General features: G+C 76.1%; 21 protein-coding genes. 11 read left to right on the top strand and 10 right to left on the bottom strand.

The genetic code is table 11. The features are described from left to right. Nucleotides 1-105: 105 nt before the first annotated feature. The 7 genes from ACI79C_RS15895 to ACI79C_RS15925 all read left to right on the top strand — a co-directional run bounded on the left by ACI79C_RS15895 (nt 106) and on the right by ACI79C_RS15925 (nt 6,000). Nucleotides 106-987: an aggregation-promoting factor C-terminal-like domain-containing protein gene (locus ACI79C_RS15895; protein WP_456946633.1), complete on the top strand. Its 882-nt coding sequence runs from the start codon at nt 106-108 to the stop codon at nt 985-987. Between the two features lie 204 nt (nt 988-1,191). Then, nucleotides 1,192-1,392 (top strand): hypothetical protein, encoded by a 201-nt coding sequence (locus ACI79C_RS15900; protein ID WP_456946634.1) that lies wholly within the window; start codon nt 1,192-1,194, stop codon nt 1,390-1,392. A gap of 83 nt (nt 1,393-1,475) precedes the next feature. Beyond that, a complete protein-coding gene (locus ACI79C_RS15905) occupies nt 1,476-2,111 on the top strand; it encodes a class I SAM-dependent methyltransferase (protein ID WP_456946635.1) in 636 nt (211 codons plus the stop codon). A 60-nt stretch (nt 2,112-2,171) separates the two neighbouring features. Further along, entirely contained in the window at nt 2,172-2,816 is a 645-nt protein-coding gene (locus ACI79C_RS15910; RefSeq protein ID WP_456946636.1) for a TetR/AcrR family transcriptional regulator, read from the top strand. 86 nt (nt 2,817-2,902) lie between these two features. Next, a complete protein-coding gene (locus ACI79C_RS15915) occupies nt 2,903-4,411 on the top strand; it encodes a flavin-containing monooxygenase (RefSeq protein ID WP_456946637.1) in 1,509 nt (502 codons plus the stop codon). Next, nucleotides 4,408-5,253: an SDR family NAD(P)-dependent oxidoreductase gene (locus ACI79C_RS15920; RefSeq protein ID WP_456946638.1), complete on the top strand. Its 846-nt coding sequence runs from the start codon at nt 4,408-4,410 to the stop codon at nt 5,251-5,253. Before ACI79C_RS15915 ends, ACI79C_RS15920 begins: the two co-directional genes overlap by 4 nt. Nucleotides 5,254-5,271: 18 nt before the next feature. After that, the gene (locus tag ACI79C_RS15925) at nt 5,272-6,000 is read left to right on the top strand and encodes a DUF72 domain-containing protein (protein WP_456946639.1); all 729 of its coding nucleotides are present in this window, start codon (nt 5,272-5,274) and stop codon (nt 5,998-6,000) included. A 9-nt stretch (nt 6,001-6,009) separates the two neighbouring features. On the opposite strand, the gene ACI79C_RS15930 is transcribed toward ACI79C_RS15925, so the two are convergent. The 4 genes from ACI79C_RS15930 to ACI79C_RS15945 form a co-directional block, all read right to left on the bottom strand. Next, the gene (locus ACI79C_RS15930; RefSeq protein ID WP_456946640.1) at nt 6,010-6,201 is read right to left on the bottom strand and encodes a hypothetical protein; all 192 of its coding nucleotides are present in this window, start codon (nt 6,199-6,201) and stop codon (nt 6,010-6,012) included. 165 nt (nt 6,202-6,366) lie between these two features. Then, the gene (locus ACI79C_RS15935) at nt 6,367-6,645 is read right to left on the bottom strand and encodes a hypothetical protein (protein ID WP_456946641.1); all 279 of its coding nucleotides are present in this window, start codon (nt 6,643-6,645) and stop codon (nt 6,367-6,369) included. A 134-nt stretch (nt 6,646-6,779) separates the two neighbouring features. Continuing rightward, entirely contained in the window at nt 6,780-7,955 is a 1,176-nt protein-coding gene (locus ACI79C_RS15940) for a DUF2332 domain-containing protein (RefSeq protein ID WP_456946642.1), read from the bottom strand. An 80-nt stretch (nt 7,956-8,035) separates the two neighbouring features. Next, nucleotides 8,036-8,425, bottom strand: coding sequence for a DUF2784 family protein (locus ACI79C_RS15945; RefSeq protein ID WP_456946643.1), 390 nt, complete (start codon nt 8,423-8,425; stop codon nt 8,036-8,038). A gap of 98 nt (nt 8,426-8,523) precedes the next feature. On the opposite strand from ACI79C_RS15945, the gene ACI79C_RS15950 reads away from it, so the two are divergent. After that, on the top strand, nt 8,524-8,934 hold the full coding sequence (locus ACI79C_RS15950) for a hypothetical protein (protein WP_456946644.1): 411 nt from the start codon (nt 8,524-8,526) through the stop codon (nt 8,932-8,934). 12 nt (nt 8,935-8,946) lie between these two features. On the opposite strand, the gene ACI79C_RS15955 is transcribed toward ACI79C_RS15950, so the two are convergent. Continuing rightward, nucleotides 8,947-9,330 (bottom strand): VOC family protein, encoded by a 384-nt coding sequence (locus ACI79C_RS15955; RefSeq protein WP_456946645.1) that lies wholly within the window; start codon nt 9,328-9,330, stop codon nt 8,947-8,949. A 45-nt stretch (nt 9,331-9,375) separates the two neighbouring features. Here ACI79C_RS15955 and ACI79C_RS15960 point away from each other — a divergent pair, with 45 nt between their 5' ends. The 3 genes from ACI79C_RS15960 to ACI79C_RS15970 are packed head-to-tail and all read left to right on the top strand — an operon-like array spanning nt 9,376 to nt 10,971. Further along, nucleotides 9,376-9,585: a DUF4177 domain-containing protein gene (locus ACI79C_RS15960; RefSeq protein WP_456946646.1), complete on the top strand. Its 210-nt coding sequence runs from the start codon at nt 9,376-9,378 to the stop codon at nt 9,583-9,585. Nucleotides 9,586-9,601: 16 nt separating this feature from the next. Further along, complete coding sequence (locus ACI79C_RS15965) at nt 9,602-10,426, top strand: pentapeptide repeat-containing protein (RefSeq protein ID WP_456946647.1); 825 nt, start codon at nt 9,602-9,604, stop codon at nt 10,424-10,426. After that, on the top strand, nt 10,423-10,971 hold the full coding sequence (locus ACI79C_RS15970) for a GXWXG domain-containing protein (protein ID WP_456946648.1): 549 nt from the start codon (nt 10,423-10,425) through the stop codon (nt 10,969-10,971). The genes ACI79C_RS15965 and ACI79C_RS15970 overlap by 4 nt, the downstream gene beginning before the upstream one ends. A gap of 5 nt (nt 10,972-10,976) precedes the next feature. Here ACI79C_RS15970 and ACI79C_RS15975 read toward each other — a convergent pair whose 3' ends face one another. From ACI79C_RS15975 to ACI79C_RS15995, 5 genes are read right to left on the bottom strand one after another with little or no spacing between them, the layout of a single operon-like run. Further along, nucleotides 10,977-11,423 (bottom strand): hypothetical protein, encoded by a 447-nt coding sequence (locus ACI79C_RS15975; protein WP_456946649.1) that lies wholly within the window; start codon nt 11,421-11,423, stop codon nt 10,977-10,979. Nucleotides 11,424-11,482: 59 nt separating this feature from the next. Beyond that, nucleotides 11,483-12,409: an anti-sigma factor RsbA family regulatory protein gene (locus tag ACI79C_RS15980; RefSeq protein ID WP_456946650.1), complete on the bottom strand. Its 927-nt coding sequence runs from the start codon at nt 12,407-12,409 to the stop codon at nt 11,483-11,485. Continuing rightward, nucleotides 12,406-13,290: an MEDS domain-containing protein gene (locus ACI79C_RS15985; RefSeq protein ID WP_456946651.1), complete on the bottom strand. Its 885-nt coding sequence runs from the start codon at nt 13,288-13,290 to the stop codon at nt 12,406-12,408. The genes ACI79C_RS15980 and ACI79C_RS15985 overlap by 4 nt, the downstream gene beginning before the upstream one ends. A 45-nt stretch (nt 13,291-13,335) precedes the next feature. Further along, a complete protein-coding gene (gene pntB / locus ACI79C_RS15990) occupies nt 13,336-14,739 on the bottom strand; it encodes a Re/Si-specific NAD(P)(+) transhydrogenase subunit beta (protein ID WP_456946652.1) in 1,404 nt (467 codons plus the stop codon). Next, entirely contained in the window at nt 14,736-16,283 is a 1,548-nt protein-coding gene (locus ACI79C_RS15995) for a Re/Si-specific NAD(P)(+) transhydrogenase subunit alpha (protein ID WP_456946653.1), read from the bottom strand. Before ACI79C_RS15995 ends, pntB begins: the two co-directional genes overlap by 4 nt. Between the last annotated feature and the right edge of the window lie 25 nt (nt 16,284-16,308).

Below are 16,308 nucleotides of genomic sequence, written 5' to 3' on the forward strand. Positions count from 1 at the left end.
GACCGCCACCGGCACCCGACGTCGACCGCCGCACCGCGGGCTGACCTCACTGCGCTGAGGACCGGCTCGTGCGCGCCCCCACGCCCCCGGAGCACACGAACCCCCATGAACTCCCGCACGTCGCAGTTCCCGCGTCCCACCGACGCCGACGCCCTCGCCGGCGAGCCGACCACCGCCGAGATCGCCACCGCCGAGCCCGCCACCGCGGAGCTCCCCTCCGCCGCTCCCCGTCGCCGGCTGCGGCTGCCGGCCCGGGGCCGCCGCCCGGCGATCCTGCTGGCCACCGCGGCCGCGGGCGCCATCGCGGTCAACGTGCTGACCACCGGTCAGCCGGCCGCCGAGGCCGAGACCGCGACGGTCAGCGCCTCGACGAGCGTCGCCGAGCAGCTCGGCATCACCGCCGACCCCGCCACGGCCTCGGCGCCCGACCTCGCGCCCCTCGAGGGTCTGACCGCCTCCCGCAGCGAGCGCGAGGCGGCGCAGGCCAGCGCCGCCCAGGCGCAGGCCGCGGCCGACCAGGCCGAACTCGACCGCCAGGCCGCCGAGCGCGCGGCCGCCGAGCGTGCCGCCGCCGAGGCCGCTGCCGCCGAGCAGGCCGCCCGGGAGGCCGCCGAGCGCGCTGCCGCCGAGCAGCAGGCCGCGCAGGCGGCCCAGGCTGCCGCCGCCGCTGCCCCGGCCGCGGCCGCCGCCCCGGCGCGCAGCGGGTCCTTCAAGGACTACGCGATGAGCAAGGTCGGCAGCGGCGACCAGTTCAGCTGCCTGGAGAAGCTGTGGGGCAAGGAGAGTGGCTGGAACCCCAACGCGCAGAACCCCTCCAGCACCGCCTACGGCATCCCGCAGTTCCTCGACTCGACCTGGGCCGGCACCGGGATCGCCAAGACCTCGGACGGCTACCGCCAGATCGACGCCGGCCTGATCTACATCGAGAAGCGCTACGGCTCCCCGTGCGGGGCCTGGTCGCACTCGCAGTCCACCGGCTGGTACTGAGCCGACACCGCGCGCGTCCCGAGACGCGCGTTGCCTGCTCAGAGCCGCACGCTGAGGGCCGCACGCCTCCCAGGGAGGGGTGCGGCCCTCCGCGTCGACGGGCTCGGGCACCCTGGTGGCCGGGCCCGTCGTGGACGAGGCCGATCCGGACCGACACGCGGGACGGTGGAGGACCACCGACCGCCGAGAGCGGGGAGGCGCAGCGTGGAGCGGCGCGCCGTCGAGCAGGGTCCCGACTCCGGTGCGGCGCGGCCGCCCGAGCGCACGCGCCGCACCGGGGCGGCCTCGTTGGACCGGCCGATCTCGACCGGCAACCTGCTGGCCGACTGCGAGCGGTGGTGCCGCGACCACCTGCCCCGGCGGGCGCCGCGCACGCCGCCGCCGGGTCCCCCGGGCGCTCCCTGACCCGCCGGCCGGCGGGCGTGCCCGGAGCGACGGTGGCCGGTCGGGTGACCGGAGCCCGGGGCACGGGTGGTGGACTGCCGGGCGTGAGAGTCGTCCCGTCCCGGTTCGTCCGGGCCCACACCCAGGTCCGGCGGCCGTCGTCCGTGCCGGAGGTCCGGCTGCACGTGGCCGACGACGTCGTCGCGCTCTGGGAGGCCATGGAGGCCGGCGGGGGCGCCGGTGAGGCGCCGCCGTTCTGGGCCGCGGCCTGGCCGGGCGGGCAGGCGCTGGCCCGGTTCGTGCTCGACCGGCCCGCGGTGGTCGCCGGCCGGGCGGTGCTCGACCTGGGCTCGGGCAGCGGCCTGGTCGCCATCGCCGCCCGGCTGGCCGGGGCCCGGTCGGTCCTGGCCAGCGACGTCGACGTGTTCAGCCGGACGGCGATCGGCGTCAACGCCGGTCTCAACCGGGTCTCCGGCATCAGCGTGACCGGTGACGTCCTGGGCCGGGAGCTGCGCGGCGTCGAGGTCGTCCTGGCCGGGGACGTCTGCTACGACCGCGAGATGACCGAGCGGGTGCTGCCCTTCCTCGACCGCGCCCGTGCCGGCGGGGTCGAGGTGTACGTGGGCGATCCGGGCCGGCCGTACCTGCCGCACGAGCGGCTGGCCGCGGAGGCCGTGTACGAGATCCCGGAGACCGAGGGGCCGGGCCTGCGGCGGACGACGGTCTGGCGGCTCCCCTGAGCGGGGGACGTCGTCCGCCGCCGGCGTCCGGGCCGCCCGGGCGTCGGTAGGGTCGCGGCCGTGGCCGCCCCGCTCCCCGCTGCCGCCCCCGGCCGGGGGCGCCGGGCCCGCCGGCCCTCCGGCGACGACCGGGAGCGCGCGCTGCTGGCCACCGCCGAGCGGCTCCTGGGGGAGCGGCCGCTGGCCGAGATCTCCGTCGACGACCTCGCGCGCGGCGCCGGCATCTCGCGGCCGACCTTCTACTTCTACTTCGCCTCCAAGGAGGCCGTCGTCCTCGCGCTGCTCGACCGCGTGGTGGCCGAGGCGCGCGAGCTGCGGGCCGCTGCGCTGGCCGGCGCCGCCGACGACGCGCGGGCCGGCTGGCGCGCGGCGCTGGTCGCCGTCCGGGACACCTTCCGCGCGCACCGGGCACTGACCGCGGCGGCGACCGAGCTGCTCGCCGGCAGTGCCGAGGTGCGGGAGCTGTGGTCGCAGGTGATGGAGGGCTTCGTCGCCGAGACCGCCGCCGCCATCGAGGCCGAGCGGGCGCGCGGCGCCGCCCCCGCGGGCCCGCCGGCACGCGACCTGGCCGTGGCGCTGAACTGGATGAACGAGCGGGTGGTCCAGGTGACGCTGGGTGGGCACCGTCCCGCCGTCGCCGAGGACGACCTCATCGACGTCCTGCTGACCGTCTGGCTGCGGGCCATCTACGGCACCGACGGCTGACCCCGCTCGTTCGACGTGGAGTCGGCGCAGTCGACACCGTGTCGAGTACCGTGGCGGCGGTCACCGCCGAACGCCAGGGAGCGCCCATGACCGAGCTCGCCGAGCAGACCGCCACCGAGCACGTCGACGTCCTGATCGTCGGCGCCGGCCTGTCGGGGATCGGGGCGGCCTGCCACCTGCAGCGCGAGCTCCCGGACCGCAGCTACGCCGTCCTCGAGGCGCGGGAGGCCATCGGGGGGACCTGGGACCTGTTCCGCTATCCCGGCGTCCGCTCGGACTCGGACATGTTCACGCTGGGCTACTCGTTCAAGCCGTGGACCGAGGCGCGGGCGATCGCCGACGGCGAGTCCATCCGCCGCTACGTCCAGGAGACCGCGCGCGAGCACGGGGTCGACCGCCACATCCGGTTCGGTCACCGGGTGGTCGCCGCGGAGTGGTCGACCGACGAGGCGCGCTGGACGGTCACCGCGCAGCGCGCCGACACCGGCGAGACGGTGCGGCTGACCTGCTCGTGGCTGTCGGTCTGCTCCGGGTACTACCGCTACGACGAGGGCTACCGCCCGCGGTTCCCCGGCGAGGAGCGCTTCCGCGGCCCGATCGTGCACCCCCAGCTCTGGCCCGAGGACCTCGACTTCGCCGGCAAGCGCGTGGTCGTCATCGGCAGCGGCGCCACCGCGGTCACCCTCGTGCCCAGCATGGCCGAGACGGCCGCGCACGTGACGATGCTGCAGCGCACCCCCAGCTACGTGCTCTCCCTGCCCGGCCGGGACCCGCTGGCCGACACGCTGCGCCGCCGGCTGCCGGCACGCGCGGTCTACCCGGTGGTGCGGTGGAAGAACGTGCTGGTCTCCATGGCCTCCTACCAGTTCAGCCGGCGGCGCCCGGCCGCGATGCGGCGGTTCATCCAGCGGCTGGCCGGCAAGCAGCTCCCGGCCGGGTTCGACGTCGACACGCACTTCGGCCCGCCCTACGACCCGTGGGACCAGCGGCTGTGCCTGGTGCCCGACGGCGACCTGTTCCGTGCGCTCCGCGAGGGCCGGGCGTCGATGGTCACCGACCGGATCACCGGGTTCACCGAGACCGGGATCGCGCTGGAGTCCGGCGAGGAGCTCGCGGCCGACGTCGTCGTCACGGCCACCGGGCTGAACCTGCTGCCGATCGGCGGCATGACCCTCACCGTCGACGGGGAGCCGGTCGAGCTGTCCGAGCGGGTCTCCTACAAGGGGATGATGGTCTCCGGGGTGCCGAACTTCGCCATGACGATCGGCTACACCAACGCCTCCTGGACGCTGAAGGCCGACCTCGTCGCCCGCTACGTCTGCCGGCTGCTGCGGCACATGGCCGTCTCGGGATACGCGACCTGCACCCCGGTCGCCCCGCCCGGCGGCGGCACCGAGCCGTTCATCGGCCTGACCGCCGGCTACGTCCAGCGCAGCCTCGCCGCCCTGCCCAAGCAGGGCTCGCGGGCGCCGTGGCGGCTGTACCAGAACTACGTGCGCGACGTGCTGCTCATGCGGCGCGGCCGGCTGGAGGACGAGGGCGTGCGCTTCGCCCCGCGGCAGCCGGCCCGGGCCGCCGAGGAGGTCGCCGCGTGAGGCTCGCCCCGTACCGGTTCGCCGGCGGGACGGCGGTGGTCACCGGCGCCGCCGGCGGCATCGGCGCCGCGCTCGCCTCGGGCCTGGCCCGGCGCGGCAGCTCGCTGGTGCTGCTCGACCGGGACGCCGACGGGCTGGAGACGGTCGCGCGGGGGATCCGGACGGCGCACCCCGCGCTCGCCGTGACCACGTACGTCGTGGACCTCGCCGACCCGGCGGAGACCCGGAGGGCGGCCGCGACCCTCGCCGCGGCGCACCCGGAGGTCACCCTCCTGGTGAACAACGCCGGGATCGCTCTGGGCGGGCGGTTCGACCAGGTGACCCTCGGGGAGTTCGAGGAGGTCCAGGAGGTCAACCTGCGGGCCGTCGTCCGGCTGACCCACGCGCTGCTGCCGACGCTGAAGGCCCACCCGGGGTCGCACCTGGTGAACGTCTCGAGCCTGTTCGGCTTGATGGCGCCGGCCGGTCAGGCGGCCTACGCCACCAGCAAGTTCGCCGTCCGCGGCTTCACCGAGGCGCTGCGCTCCGAGCTGGCCGAGGACGGCGTCGGCGTCACCTGCGTGCACCCCGGCGGCATCCGCACCCGCATCGCGGAGAACGCCCGCGTCGGCTCCGGCGTGCCGGCCGAGGAGGGCGAGCGCGGGAAGCGGGAGTTCGCCCGGCTGCTCACCATGGACCCGGCGAAGGCCGCGGAGGTCGTCCTGACCGCGGTGGAGCGTCGCCGGCCCCGGCAGCTGGTCGGCTGGAGCGCCGTCGTCCCCGACCTGCTGGTCCGGCTCGCGCCCGGTTCCCACGGCCGGCTGCTGGCCGGCCTCACCGCGCTGGCGGGACGCCGCCGCTGAGCGGGTAGGAGGACGCCCGTGGCGGTGCACATCGGGACGTCGGGCTGGAGCTACGACCACTGGGACGGCGTCCTCTACCCGCCCGGGACCCCGCCCCGCGACCGGCTGGCCCACTACGTGCGCCGGTTCGGGACCGTCGAGCTCAACGCGAGCTTCTACCGCTGGCCCCGGACGGCGACCTTCGCGGGCTGGCGGCAGCGGCTCCCGCCGGGGTTCCAGCTGTCGGTCAAGGCGCCGCGCGGGCTCACCCACGCCAAGCGCCTCTACGCGCCGGAGACCTGGATCGGCCGGCTGACCGCGTGCTGGCACGAGCTCGGCGACAAGCGCGCGGTCCTGCTCGTGCAGCTGGCCCCGACCCAGGAGCGCGACGACCAGCGGCTGGAGTTCTTCCTGTCGCTGCTCCCGGACTGGATGCGGGTCGCCGTGGAGCTCCGCCACCCCAGCTGGCACGACGAGGGCGTCTTCGCGCTCCTCGAGCGGCACGGGGCGGCCTACTGCGTGATGAGCGGTGCGGGCCTGCCCTGCGTGCTGCGGGCGACCGGGCCGTTCGTCTACGTCCGGATGCACGGGCCCGACGCCGGGCACCTCTACGCCGGTTCCTACCCCGACGCCGACCTGCGCTGGTGGGCCGACCGGGTGGGGGAGTGGTCCGAGGCCGGGCGGGACGTCTACGTGTACTTCAACAACGACGGGTACGGCCACGCCGTCCGCAACGCCGAGACGCTGCGCGCGATGACCGGCTCCTGAGCGACCGGCTCACCCGTCGTCGCCGACCTCGTTCCACAGGTCCAGGAGCTCGTCGATCCGGGCGCGGCAGCGGTCGACGCGGGCCGAGGACTCCGGGGTGGGGAACCGCCGCTGCACGGCGCGGGCCTCGGCCAGGTCGATGCAGGCCTGGCGGAGGTCGACGACGACCGCCTCGTGCGGGCTCTCGCTGACCACGACCATGGCTGCCTCCTGACGGTGCGGCGTGGAGCTCCCCGGGTCGGCCGATCCCTGTCCACCCCCAGGGTGGCCCTCAGGCGGCCCGGTGGCCAGTGCCCGGTGCCTCTGGCGCTCCGGGCGGTCGGTCGATGTGGTGGGTGCCGCCGACGGGGCGTCGACGCGGGCGCGTCACGCGGTCGCGGCCAGGGCGCCACCCCGGTCGACGTCGACGGCCAGCACGCTGGGGAACCGGTGCAGCCGGGCTTCCAGGAGCTCGACCTGGTCGGGAACGGCGACCAGGTCGAGGGTGACCCGCCAGCGCCCGGCGCCCGCTTCCTCGGCATCGAAGCGGGTGAGCCGGTAGTTGCGTCCGGTCACCATGGTGAGGACGCGTTGGGCGCCGAGCAGGTCGGTGACGGTGACGTGCAGCTTCGCTGCATCCCGGGTGTGGTCGGGGCGGGGGAGCATGTGGTCCTCCGGGCCTCGCGAGGCCCCTGGTCGGCGGGGTGGTCGCTCTCGAGAGCAGTGCCACGGACCCGCCGGCTCGAGAGTCATCCGCCGACGAGTCCGCACCCGATGAGTCGTCCGGCCACGCCAGCAGGCTAGGTGTCGAGACGGCCGGGGGACAAGCCGGGGGGTCCGATGCGGACCCGAGGTGCCGATGACCGCTCGGGGGACGTCGGGGACCAGTCGTCCGCGAGCCACGACAGCAGGCGGCCCCGCGACCAGCAGCGGCCGACGGCCTCGGCGTGCAGCGCCGACCCCTCGAACACCGCCAGTCCGATGGTGCTGTGGCCGGAGGCCCGGCGATCGCCCAGTGTCGGGATCGCCGGCGCGACCCCGACCCCCTCCGCCGACACCCACACCACCGTCCGTCCGGCCGCCGCCTCGTCGAGGCGGTGGAGGAAGCGCAGGCGGCTCTCGAGCGGGAGGCGCGACAGCGCCCACGTCGTGGTGACGACCGGCAGGGCGTCCGCGGGCACACGGGCGAAGGCCTCGGGCAGCACCTCGACGGCGTTCCCCCGCAGCAGCACGGGAGGCGCCGTCGCCACCAACGCGATCTCCGCGTCGAGCCTCGCGGCCCGCTCCCGCCGACCCGGCCACAGGCACGCGCGCAGCCACCGGGCGTCGTCCGCGTCGGTCACGTCGAGGGGGTCGGGGTCGATGCCGATCCGGGCGAGGAACGGGGGCATCGCCCGGACCGGCACGGACCGGTGGCCCACGATCGAGGCCGACTGCTGCACGGGAGAGGACGGGTCGCCCAGCGATCGTCCGTCGTCGTAGGAGATGCCGACGCGATCGACGGTCAGGTTGAACCCGGCCGAACAGCCGACGTCGATCAGCCCGACCGCATCCGCGCCCACCCGGCGCGCCGCCTCGGCGATGGCCGGGTACAGCACGGCGCAGCGTCCGGTCTCGTCGGTCCGCAGCCGCCGGCGCACCGCGATGGCCACGACCGCGTCGGTCATCCGCAGGAGCGCGTCGATCGCCGCGCCGGCGGCCGCGTCGCCGTCCCCAGCGGCGTAGGCCGCGGCGAGCGCCGGGGCGCGTCCGGCGAGGGCGAGGTCGTGCAGCGCCGCGAGGACCACCGCGGGGTGCCGCTTGCCTGCCGGCACCGCCTCGATGGCCCGCAACGCCTCGTCGGACCCGCTCAGGGCGACGGCGACGCGCTGGTACAGCGGCGAGGTCGCGGCGGCGTCGACCTCACCGAAGCGCCGGTACACCCGGGCGAGCGTCCGGGCTCCGCCCACGGCGCCCCCTGCGGTCGGCTCCGGCACCCTCCGACCCTAGCCGCGGGACGACGACTCCTGACCCGGCACGCGGCTCGGGAGCCGCCTCCCGGCGGCACCACCCGGGGTCAGCCGCTCACGCCGGGGCCGGACAGGCCGCGCCGGCGCAGCGCGCGGGTGGCGAGCAACCCGTAGCCGACGGCGTTGGGCAGCAGCGCCACCGTGTAGGTCCCGGCCTGCACCGCCGCGCTGCCGGCCTGCAGGCCCAGCGGCGAGAACAGGTAGTGGCCCAGGAAGCCACCGGTGTAGGGCTCGACCCCGGCCCGTGCCCACAGCGCCAGCTCCAGCTCGGTCAACGGGCACGGCGCACCGGCCAGGTGCACCGCGAGGACGGCGGCAGCCACCGGCGCGTGCACGAGCACCAGCCGCGGCCAGCGCAGGGCCAGCAGCGCGCCGGCCAGCATCACGACGACGACGGCCGCGTGCAGGACGGCGACGGCGGAGGCGGCGGCGACCACGGCACCAGCGTGGCACGCGGGAGGGCGCGGGAGCACCGCCCGCGGCGGGAGACTGGGGACCCGGCCACCGGGAGCCGGGACGACGCGAGGAGGACCGCATGAGCGAGCAGCCGGACGGCAACCGGGAACCGGGGTCGGGCAACCGGGTCGGCCGGTCGGTCGAGGAGTTCGTCACCCAGCTGCGCGCGTTCACCGACCGCGCCCGGGGGCTGGCCGCCGGTGCCGTCCCGTTCTCCCTGCCGCGGCTGCCCTCCCCGCCCGGCGCCCTCTCGGCGGCCCAGCTGAAGGCGATCGACAAGGCGGTGCGGGGCCAGCGCCAGCAGATCCAGGCGATGACGGCCCAGCTGCAGGCCTTCGACGAGCAGCTCGCCGTCTTCGAGCGGATCCTCGAGCCGCTCGTGGAGTGGAGCGCGACGTGGGCCCGGCTCGAGGAGTCGGTGGCCGACCTCGTGCGCCGCCAGCCGCCCGAGGACCGGCCCGCCGGTGAGGCCCCCGCCGGGAACGCCTAGCGCCGCCCGCCCTCAGCGCGGGTCGCGGCGCAGCGGGTGGTCGGTGGGCACCTCGACGAGCACGATGCGGACGCCGTCGGGATCGGCCACCTCCGCCTCGACCAGCCCCCACGGCTCCGTGCGCGCCTCGCGCAGCACCGGGACGCCGGCCGCGCGCAGCCGCGCCACCTCCGCGGCGGCGTCGCGGACCTGCAGCCACAGCGCCAGCCCGCGCGGCGCCCCCTCCCCGCGGCCGGAGACCTCGAGCAGTCCGTTGCCCAGGAAGAACACCTGCCCCGGGTCGTCCCGCGGCCCGAACTCGCGGTAGACCGCCAGCCCCAGGACGTCGCGGTAGAAGGCCCGGGAGCGCGCGGGGTCGCTCGGCCGCAGCAGGATCCGGCTGCTCAGCACGTCCATCCCGGCATCATCGGGGTGGACAGCCCCCGACGACAGGAGGAACCCGTGACGCAGCGCTACGAGTACAAGGTGGTCGAGCTCCGGGAGGGGCTCATCGGCGGCAAGATGTCGGGTGACAAGCTGGAGAAGGTGCTCAACGAGCACGCCCGGCAGGGGTGGCAGCTCCGGGCCATCACGTCGGTCGAGGTGAAGGGCCGCATCGGCCCCGGGGGCGTCGAGGGCGTCCTCGTCACCCTGGAGCGCGCCACCAGCTGATCCCCGGGAGGACGTCGTGCCCGACCCCGCTGCCGACGGCCGGGCACGGCTGCGGGCCGACTGCGCCCGCTGTGCGGGGCTGTGCTGCGTCGCGCCCGCGTTCACCGCGTCGGCCGACTTCGCGCTCGACAAGCCCGCCGGCCGGGCCTGCCCGCACCTGCAGGGCGACTCCCGCTGCGAGATCCACGCCGACCTGCGCCAGCGGGGGTTCCCCGGGTGCACGGTGTTCGACTGCTTCGGGGCGGGCCAGCAGACCGTGCAGGTCACCTTCGGTGGTCGCGACTGGCGCGAGGGTCCCGAGGTCGCCGACGCGGTGTTCACCGCGTTCGGCGTGCAGCGCCAGCTGCACGAGCTGCTCTGGTACCTCACCGAGGCCCTCGCCCTGGCGGCCGCGGCGCCGCTGCGCCGCGAGCTCACCGCCGCGCACGAGCGCGCCGAGCGGCTCACCGCGGCGGGACCCGACGAGCTGGCCGCCGTCGACACCGGCGCGCTGCGGCAGGAGGCCGGGGCGCTGCTGACGTCGGTGAGCGAGCTGGCCCGGTCCGGCGTCCGCCGCCGGGGAGCGCGGGACCGTCGCGACGCCGACCTGGTGGGCGCCGACCTGCGCCGTGCCGACCTCCGCGGCGTGAGCCTGCGGGGCGCGTACCTGATCGGCGCCGACCTCCGGGGCGCCGACCTGCGGACCGCCGACCTGCTCGGGGCCGACCTGCGCGCCGCGGACCTGCGGGGCGCCGACCTGGCCGGCGCGCTGTTCCTCACCCGCCCGCAGGTGGCGGCGGCCGTCGGGGACGCCGCGACGGTGCTCCCCGCGGGCCTGCAGCAGCCGGGGCGCTGGTCTTGAGCGACGACGCCGTCTGCTGGCTGACCCGCCACCGGGGCGGCGCGGCGCCGGCCGACGTCCTGGCCTTCGCCGACCGGCTGCCCGCGGTGGACCCCGAGACCCTGGTCGGCCGTTGGCGGGGCGCCGAGCTGCCCACCGGCTCGCGGCTGGACGGGCTGCTCGCGGTCCACGGCTGGTGGGGCAAGGAGGTCCTCGACGCCGAGACCGTCCACCCGCTGCTGTTCGCCGGCCCGGACGGCCTCCCCCGGCCGGTCGACCCGGCCCTCGCCCCGCTGGCGCTGCTGCGCCGGGCGCCCGGGGCGGCCCGGAGCCGCGCCGCCCGGGTCGCGTTCGCCGCGGTCCGCCCGCTGCTGCGCACCGGCCGCCCGGCCGCCCGGGTGCGGGTGGTCACGCACCGCGGCGTGGCCACCAGCGCGCTGGTCTACGACCGGCTGCCGGTCATCGACGCCTTCCGCCTGGTCACGCCCGGCCTGCTGCTGGGCCTGATGGATATGCGCGGCCTGCCCGAGCCGTACGCGTTCCTCCTCGAACGGGACGGCGGCTGAGCGGCTCAGGCCTCCGGCGGCGCGTCCCCGGCCTCCTCGGGGCGCCCCCGGCGGCGCAGGACGCCGGTGACCGACCCGAGCCGCGTGGTGGCCTGGCGCAGGGTGTGGATCAGGGGCAGCAGGTCCTCGGAGATCCGCCGCAGGGTGTCGGGGACGGTGTCGATGACCGGGTCGTCGAGCACCTTGCCCACCCGCTCCAGCCCGGGCCGCAGCGACCGGACCGGCTCCTCCAGCTCCTCGACGAGGGTCTCCAGCCGCTCGGCGGTGCGCTGGGCGGAGGCGATCGTCTCGGTGGCGACGGTGGTGGCGGCGATGAGATCGCGAACAGCCGTGTTCAGGTCGGTCATCGTCCGCGGCAGCTGGGCCAGGGCCTCCGTCTGCGCCTGCAGCTGGGCGATGAGCTCGGACAGTCCGGGGATGCGCGGCATGCCCAGGCTGCGGAAGGGGTCCACGCCGCAACGGTCGGGGACGCGGGGCGCCGGCGCAACCGCCGGTGCGGGCGGTGGCGGGGTCAGAGCCAGGTGGTGACGCGGACCGTCGTCCCCCGCGAGGTGCTGCGCAGCTGGACGAGGTCGCACAGCTGGTGCACCAGGTAGACCCCGTGCCCGCCCGGCCGGGTGGGGTCGGGGAGCCGCCGGCCGACCAGCGGATCGGTCAGCCGCCCGGCGTCGGTGAACTCGATGACGGCGGCGCGGGGCTCGCGCCACATCGCCAGGGTCCCGCCGCCCCCGCCGTGCCGCACGCTGTTGGTGGCCAGCTCCGACGCGGCCAGGGCCAGCGCCTCCACGCGCTCGCCGGGCAGACCGCAGGAGCGCGCGTACGTCGCGACGGTGCGGCGCACGGCGGGCAGGTCCGCCTCGCGGAACCCGCCGCGCAGGACCACCTCGGCCGGCGGGGGCAGCGGGGCTTCCACGAGCTCGGCCACGGTCAGCCGGCGCTCGCCGCTGGGCTCGGGCCCGTCCGGGCCGGACCGGTACGGGTGGGTGCTCAGGGCGCGGGCGCACACCGCCGGCGGCAGGCCCCCCGCGTCGTAGGGGCACAGCAGCCGCCAGCCGGGCCCGGCACCGAAGGCCTCGTCGAGCAGCAGCTCGTGCAGCTCGCACTCGGCGAGCTCGGCCGGCGACCGGCTCGGGTGGGCCGGCTCGCCCACCCCGCGCAGCACGCGCCCGGCACGGACGGCCCGGGCGAGGACCCGGGCCCAGACGGCGATGATCCGGCCGGGGTTGGCGCCGACCTCGGTCATGTCGAGCAGCTCCACCCCGGCCGCGTCGGACCCGAGGGCGTCGCGCAGCAGGTCCAGCCGCCGGCGTGGCTCGACGACCACGACGTCCTCGTCGCGGTCCAGCCCCTCGCGCACGAACCCGAGCACGCCGTCGAGGAAGCCCTCGTCGCCGCGGTAGGTGACCGTCTCGTGCAGGAAGCCCGAGGCCGCGTTCACGCGGTGGCACTCCCCGGCGTGACCGCCGCCAGCGCGTCGTACCCCAGCAGCCGCCACACCCGGGCGAACATCGGCGTGGTCTCGACCAGGGCGACGCGCCGTCCGCGGCGCAGGCGGTCCTGGGCCCAGGAGGCGATCGCCCGGCAGCCGGCCGCGTCGGCGAACAGCAGCCCCGCGAGGTCCAGGGTGGCCAGGTCGCGGGCGTCGGCGGGGGAGGCGGCCAGGACCCGGTGGAGGCGGTCGGCGCTGAAGGCGTCGACGCTGCCGGCCACGACCACCCGGTCCTCGTCGCAGAAGACCCGGAACGGCGCGACGTCGTCGGGCGCCACGCCGTCGGGGACGCGCACCTGCGGGTGCACGCTCGCGACCGCGGCGAGCGCCTCGGCGTCCAGTCCGTCGCGGCGGTAGGCGCACAGGGCGGACATCCCGCTGCCCGCCGCCATGAAGTCGTCGGCCAGGTGCTCCCACCGGGCGAGCTCGTCCCGGGTGGCGGGATCGGCGGCCAGCGCGGTCAGCTCGGCGACGACCCGCAGGCCGGAGCAGCCGTCCTCGATCGCCCGCCGGGTGGCCTGCTCGTAGAAGGCCAGCTGCCGCTCGGGCACGAAGTGGCCGAGGCGGCTGTAGGCGTCGGCGAGGGACAGCAGGCTCAGCCGGCCGTCGGCCTCGAGGTCCGCCAGCGGGCCGAGCGGGCCCGGAGCGCTGCGGAGCCGGGCGATGCCGTCCTCCGGACCGACGTAGAGCAGGCGCTCGCCACGGGCCAGCCCGCCGGCCAGGAAGCGGCGGGCCCCCTCGGCGAGGGACTCGGCGTCGTCGTGGACCCAGCAGACGTGGTCGGCCGGGCCGGTGTCGACCGGCTCGAGGACCGGCCCCGAGGAGCGCACGGATCCACGGTAGGCCCTGGGCCGCCCGGGAGACAGTCTCCGGGGTCACAGCGCGCGGAGGATGTCCTCGACCCGCTCCCGGGCGTCGCCGAACAGCATCCGGGTGTTGTCCCGGAAGAACAGCGGGTTCTGGACGCCGGCGTAGCCGGTGTTCATCGAGCGCTTGAAGACGACGACGTGCTCGGCCTCCCAGACCGCGAGGACGGGCATGCCGGCGATCGGGCTGCCCGGGTCCTCGAGCGCGGCCGGGTTGACCGTGTCGTTGGCCCCGATGACCAGGACGACGGAGGTCTCGGGGAAGTCGTCGTTGATCTCGTCCATCTCCAGGACGATGTCGTAGGGGACCTTCGCCTCGGCCAGCAGCACGTTCATGTGGCCGGGCAGCCGGCCGGCGACCGGGTGGATGCCGAAGCGGACCCGCACCCCCTTGTCGGTGAGCCTGCGGGTGAGCTCGGCGACCGGCCCCTGCGCGTGCGCGACCGCCATCCCGTAGCCCGGCGTGATGACCACCGACTCCGCGTCCCGGAGCAGTTCGGCGGTCTCCTCGGCGGTGATCTCGATGTGCTCGCCCTCCACGCCGGCGGCGGTGCTGCCCTCGTTGCCGAAGCCGCCGGCGATGACCGACAGGAACGACCGGTTCATCGCCCGGCACATGATGTAGGAGAGGTAGGCACCGGAGGAGCCGACCAGTGCACCGGTGATGATCAGCAGGTCGTTGTCGAGCAGGAAGCCCGACGCCGCGGCCGCCCACCCCGAGTAGCTGTTGAGCATCGAGACGACGACCGGCATGTCGCCGCCGCCGATGGAGGCGACCAGGTGCCAGCCCAGCGCCAGGGCCAGCACCGTGACGACGGCGAGGACGGCGAGGCCCGGTGCGGCGACGAAGGCGACGGTCAGCCCGGCGAAGGCGACCAGAGCGCCGAGGTTGAGCGCGTTGCGGCCCGGCAGCATCAGCGGGTTGCTCCTGATGCGGGCCGAGAGCTTGAGGAAGGCGACGATGGAGCCGGTGAAGGTGACCGCGCCGATGAAGACGCCGATGACCACCTCGGCGGAGTGGATGCCGAGCAGGTCGGCGGGCACCTCGGTCTGTCCGGTGCCCGCCCGCTCGACCGACAGGTAGCCGTTCCACCCGACCAGCACCGCCGCCAGGCCGACGAAGCTGTGCAGCATCGCGATCAGCTCGGGCATGCCGGTCATCTGCACGCTGCGGGCCCGCCACAGGCCGAGGGCCGCGCCGATGACCATCGCGACGGCGATGGCGGCGATCGCGGCGGCCCCGACGCTGCGGGCGGCCAGCCCGATGGTGGCGACCAGGGCGACGGCCATGCCGGCGATGCCGTAGGCGTTGCCGCGCTTGGCCGTCTCGTGCCTGGACAGCCCGGCCAGGCTGAGGACGAACAGCAGGCCGGCGACGATGTAGGCCGCCGCGGCGGCGGAGGACGCGCTCATGCCCGGCCTCGCGTGAACATGCCGAGCATGCGGCGGGTCACGGCGAAGCCGCCGAAGACGTTGATGCTGGCCACCAGGACCGCGATGACCGCCAGCACGCTGACCAGCGTGCTCGTGTGGCCGATCTGCAGCAGGGCCCCGACCACGATGATCCCGGAGATCGCGTTGGTGACGCTCATCAGCGGCGTGTGCAGCGCGTGGTGCACGTTCCCGATGACGTAGAAGCCGACGACGATCGACAGCGCGAACACGGTGAGGTTGCCGATCAGCTGGCCGGGCGAGAACGCCGTGACGAGGAACAGCGCCACCGCGGCGCCGCCCACCAGCAGCGGGGTCCGGGTGCGGGAGGCCGGCGGCCGCTCCGCCGGTGCGGGGGTGTCCGCGCGGGGGGCCGGCGCGGGGGGAGGTGCCGCCGACACCTGCACCGGCGGGGGCGGCCAGAGGACCTCGCCGTCCCGGACGACGGTCATCGCCCGCTGGACGACGTCGTCGAGGTCGAGGACCAGCTGCCCGTCCTTCCCCGGGGTCAGCAGCTTCACCAGGTTGACCAGGTTGGTGCCGTACAGCTGCGAGGACTGCCCGGGCAGCCGGCCGGGCAGGTCGGTGTAGCCGATGACCGTCACGCCGTTGGGCGTCACCACCACCTCGTCGGGGACCGAGCCCGCGACGTTGCCGCCCTGCGCGGCGGCCATGTCCACGATCACGCTGCCCGGCCGCATGCTCGCCACCATCTCCTCGGTGATCAGCCGCGGCGCCGGCCGGCCGGGGATCAACGCGGTGGTGATGACGATGTCGACCTCGCGGACCTGCTCGGCGTACATCTGCGCCGCCCGGCGGTCGTAGTCCTCGGACGTCACACCGGCGTAGCCCGTGCCGCCGGCCTGCTGGTCGTCGGCCGGCACACCGACGTACTCACCCCCCATGGAGGCGATCTGCTCGGCGACCTCGGGCCGGACGTCGGTGGCCCGCACGATCGCGCCGAGGCTGCTGGCCGTGCCGATCGCCGCCAGCCCTGCCACACCGGCGCCGGCGACCAGCACCGTGGCCGGCGGGACCTTGCCCGCGGCGGTGACCTGCCCGGTGAAGAACCTGCCGAACGCGTGCGCGGCCTCGACCACGGCCCGGTAGCCGGCGACGTTGGCCATCGAGGACAGCACGTCCAGCGACTGCGCGCGGGAGATCCGGGGGACCGCGTCGACCGCCAGCGCGGTGACCGGCCGGGCGGCCAGCGTGGCGACCAGGTCGGGGTCGAGGGCGGGGGTCAGCTGGCTGATCAGCACCGCGCCGTCCCGGAGCAGGTCGATCTCTCCTGCCCGCGGCCGGGCGACGTGCAGGACGACGTCGGCGCCCCACGCCTCGGCTGCCGTCCCCACCAGCCGCGCGCCGGCGTCGGCGTAGGCCTCGTCGGGGAAGCTGGCCGCCCGCCCGGCCCCGGCCTCGACGACCACGGCGTAGCCGAGCGCGGTGAGCTGCCGCACCGTCGCCGGCGTCGCGGCAACCCGTGTCTCCCCGGGACGGGTCTCCCTGGGCACTCCGATGAGCACGTCCACTCCTCCTGGCGGGTCGGCC

It is taken from the genome of Geodermatophilus sp. SYSU D00697 (assembly GCF_054050175.1).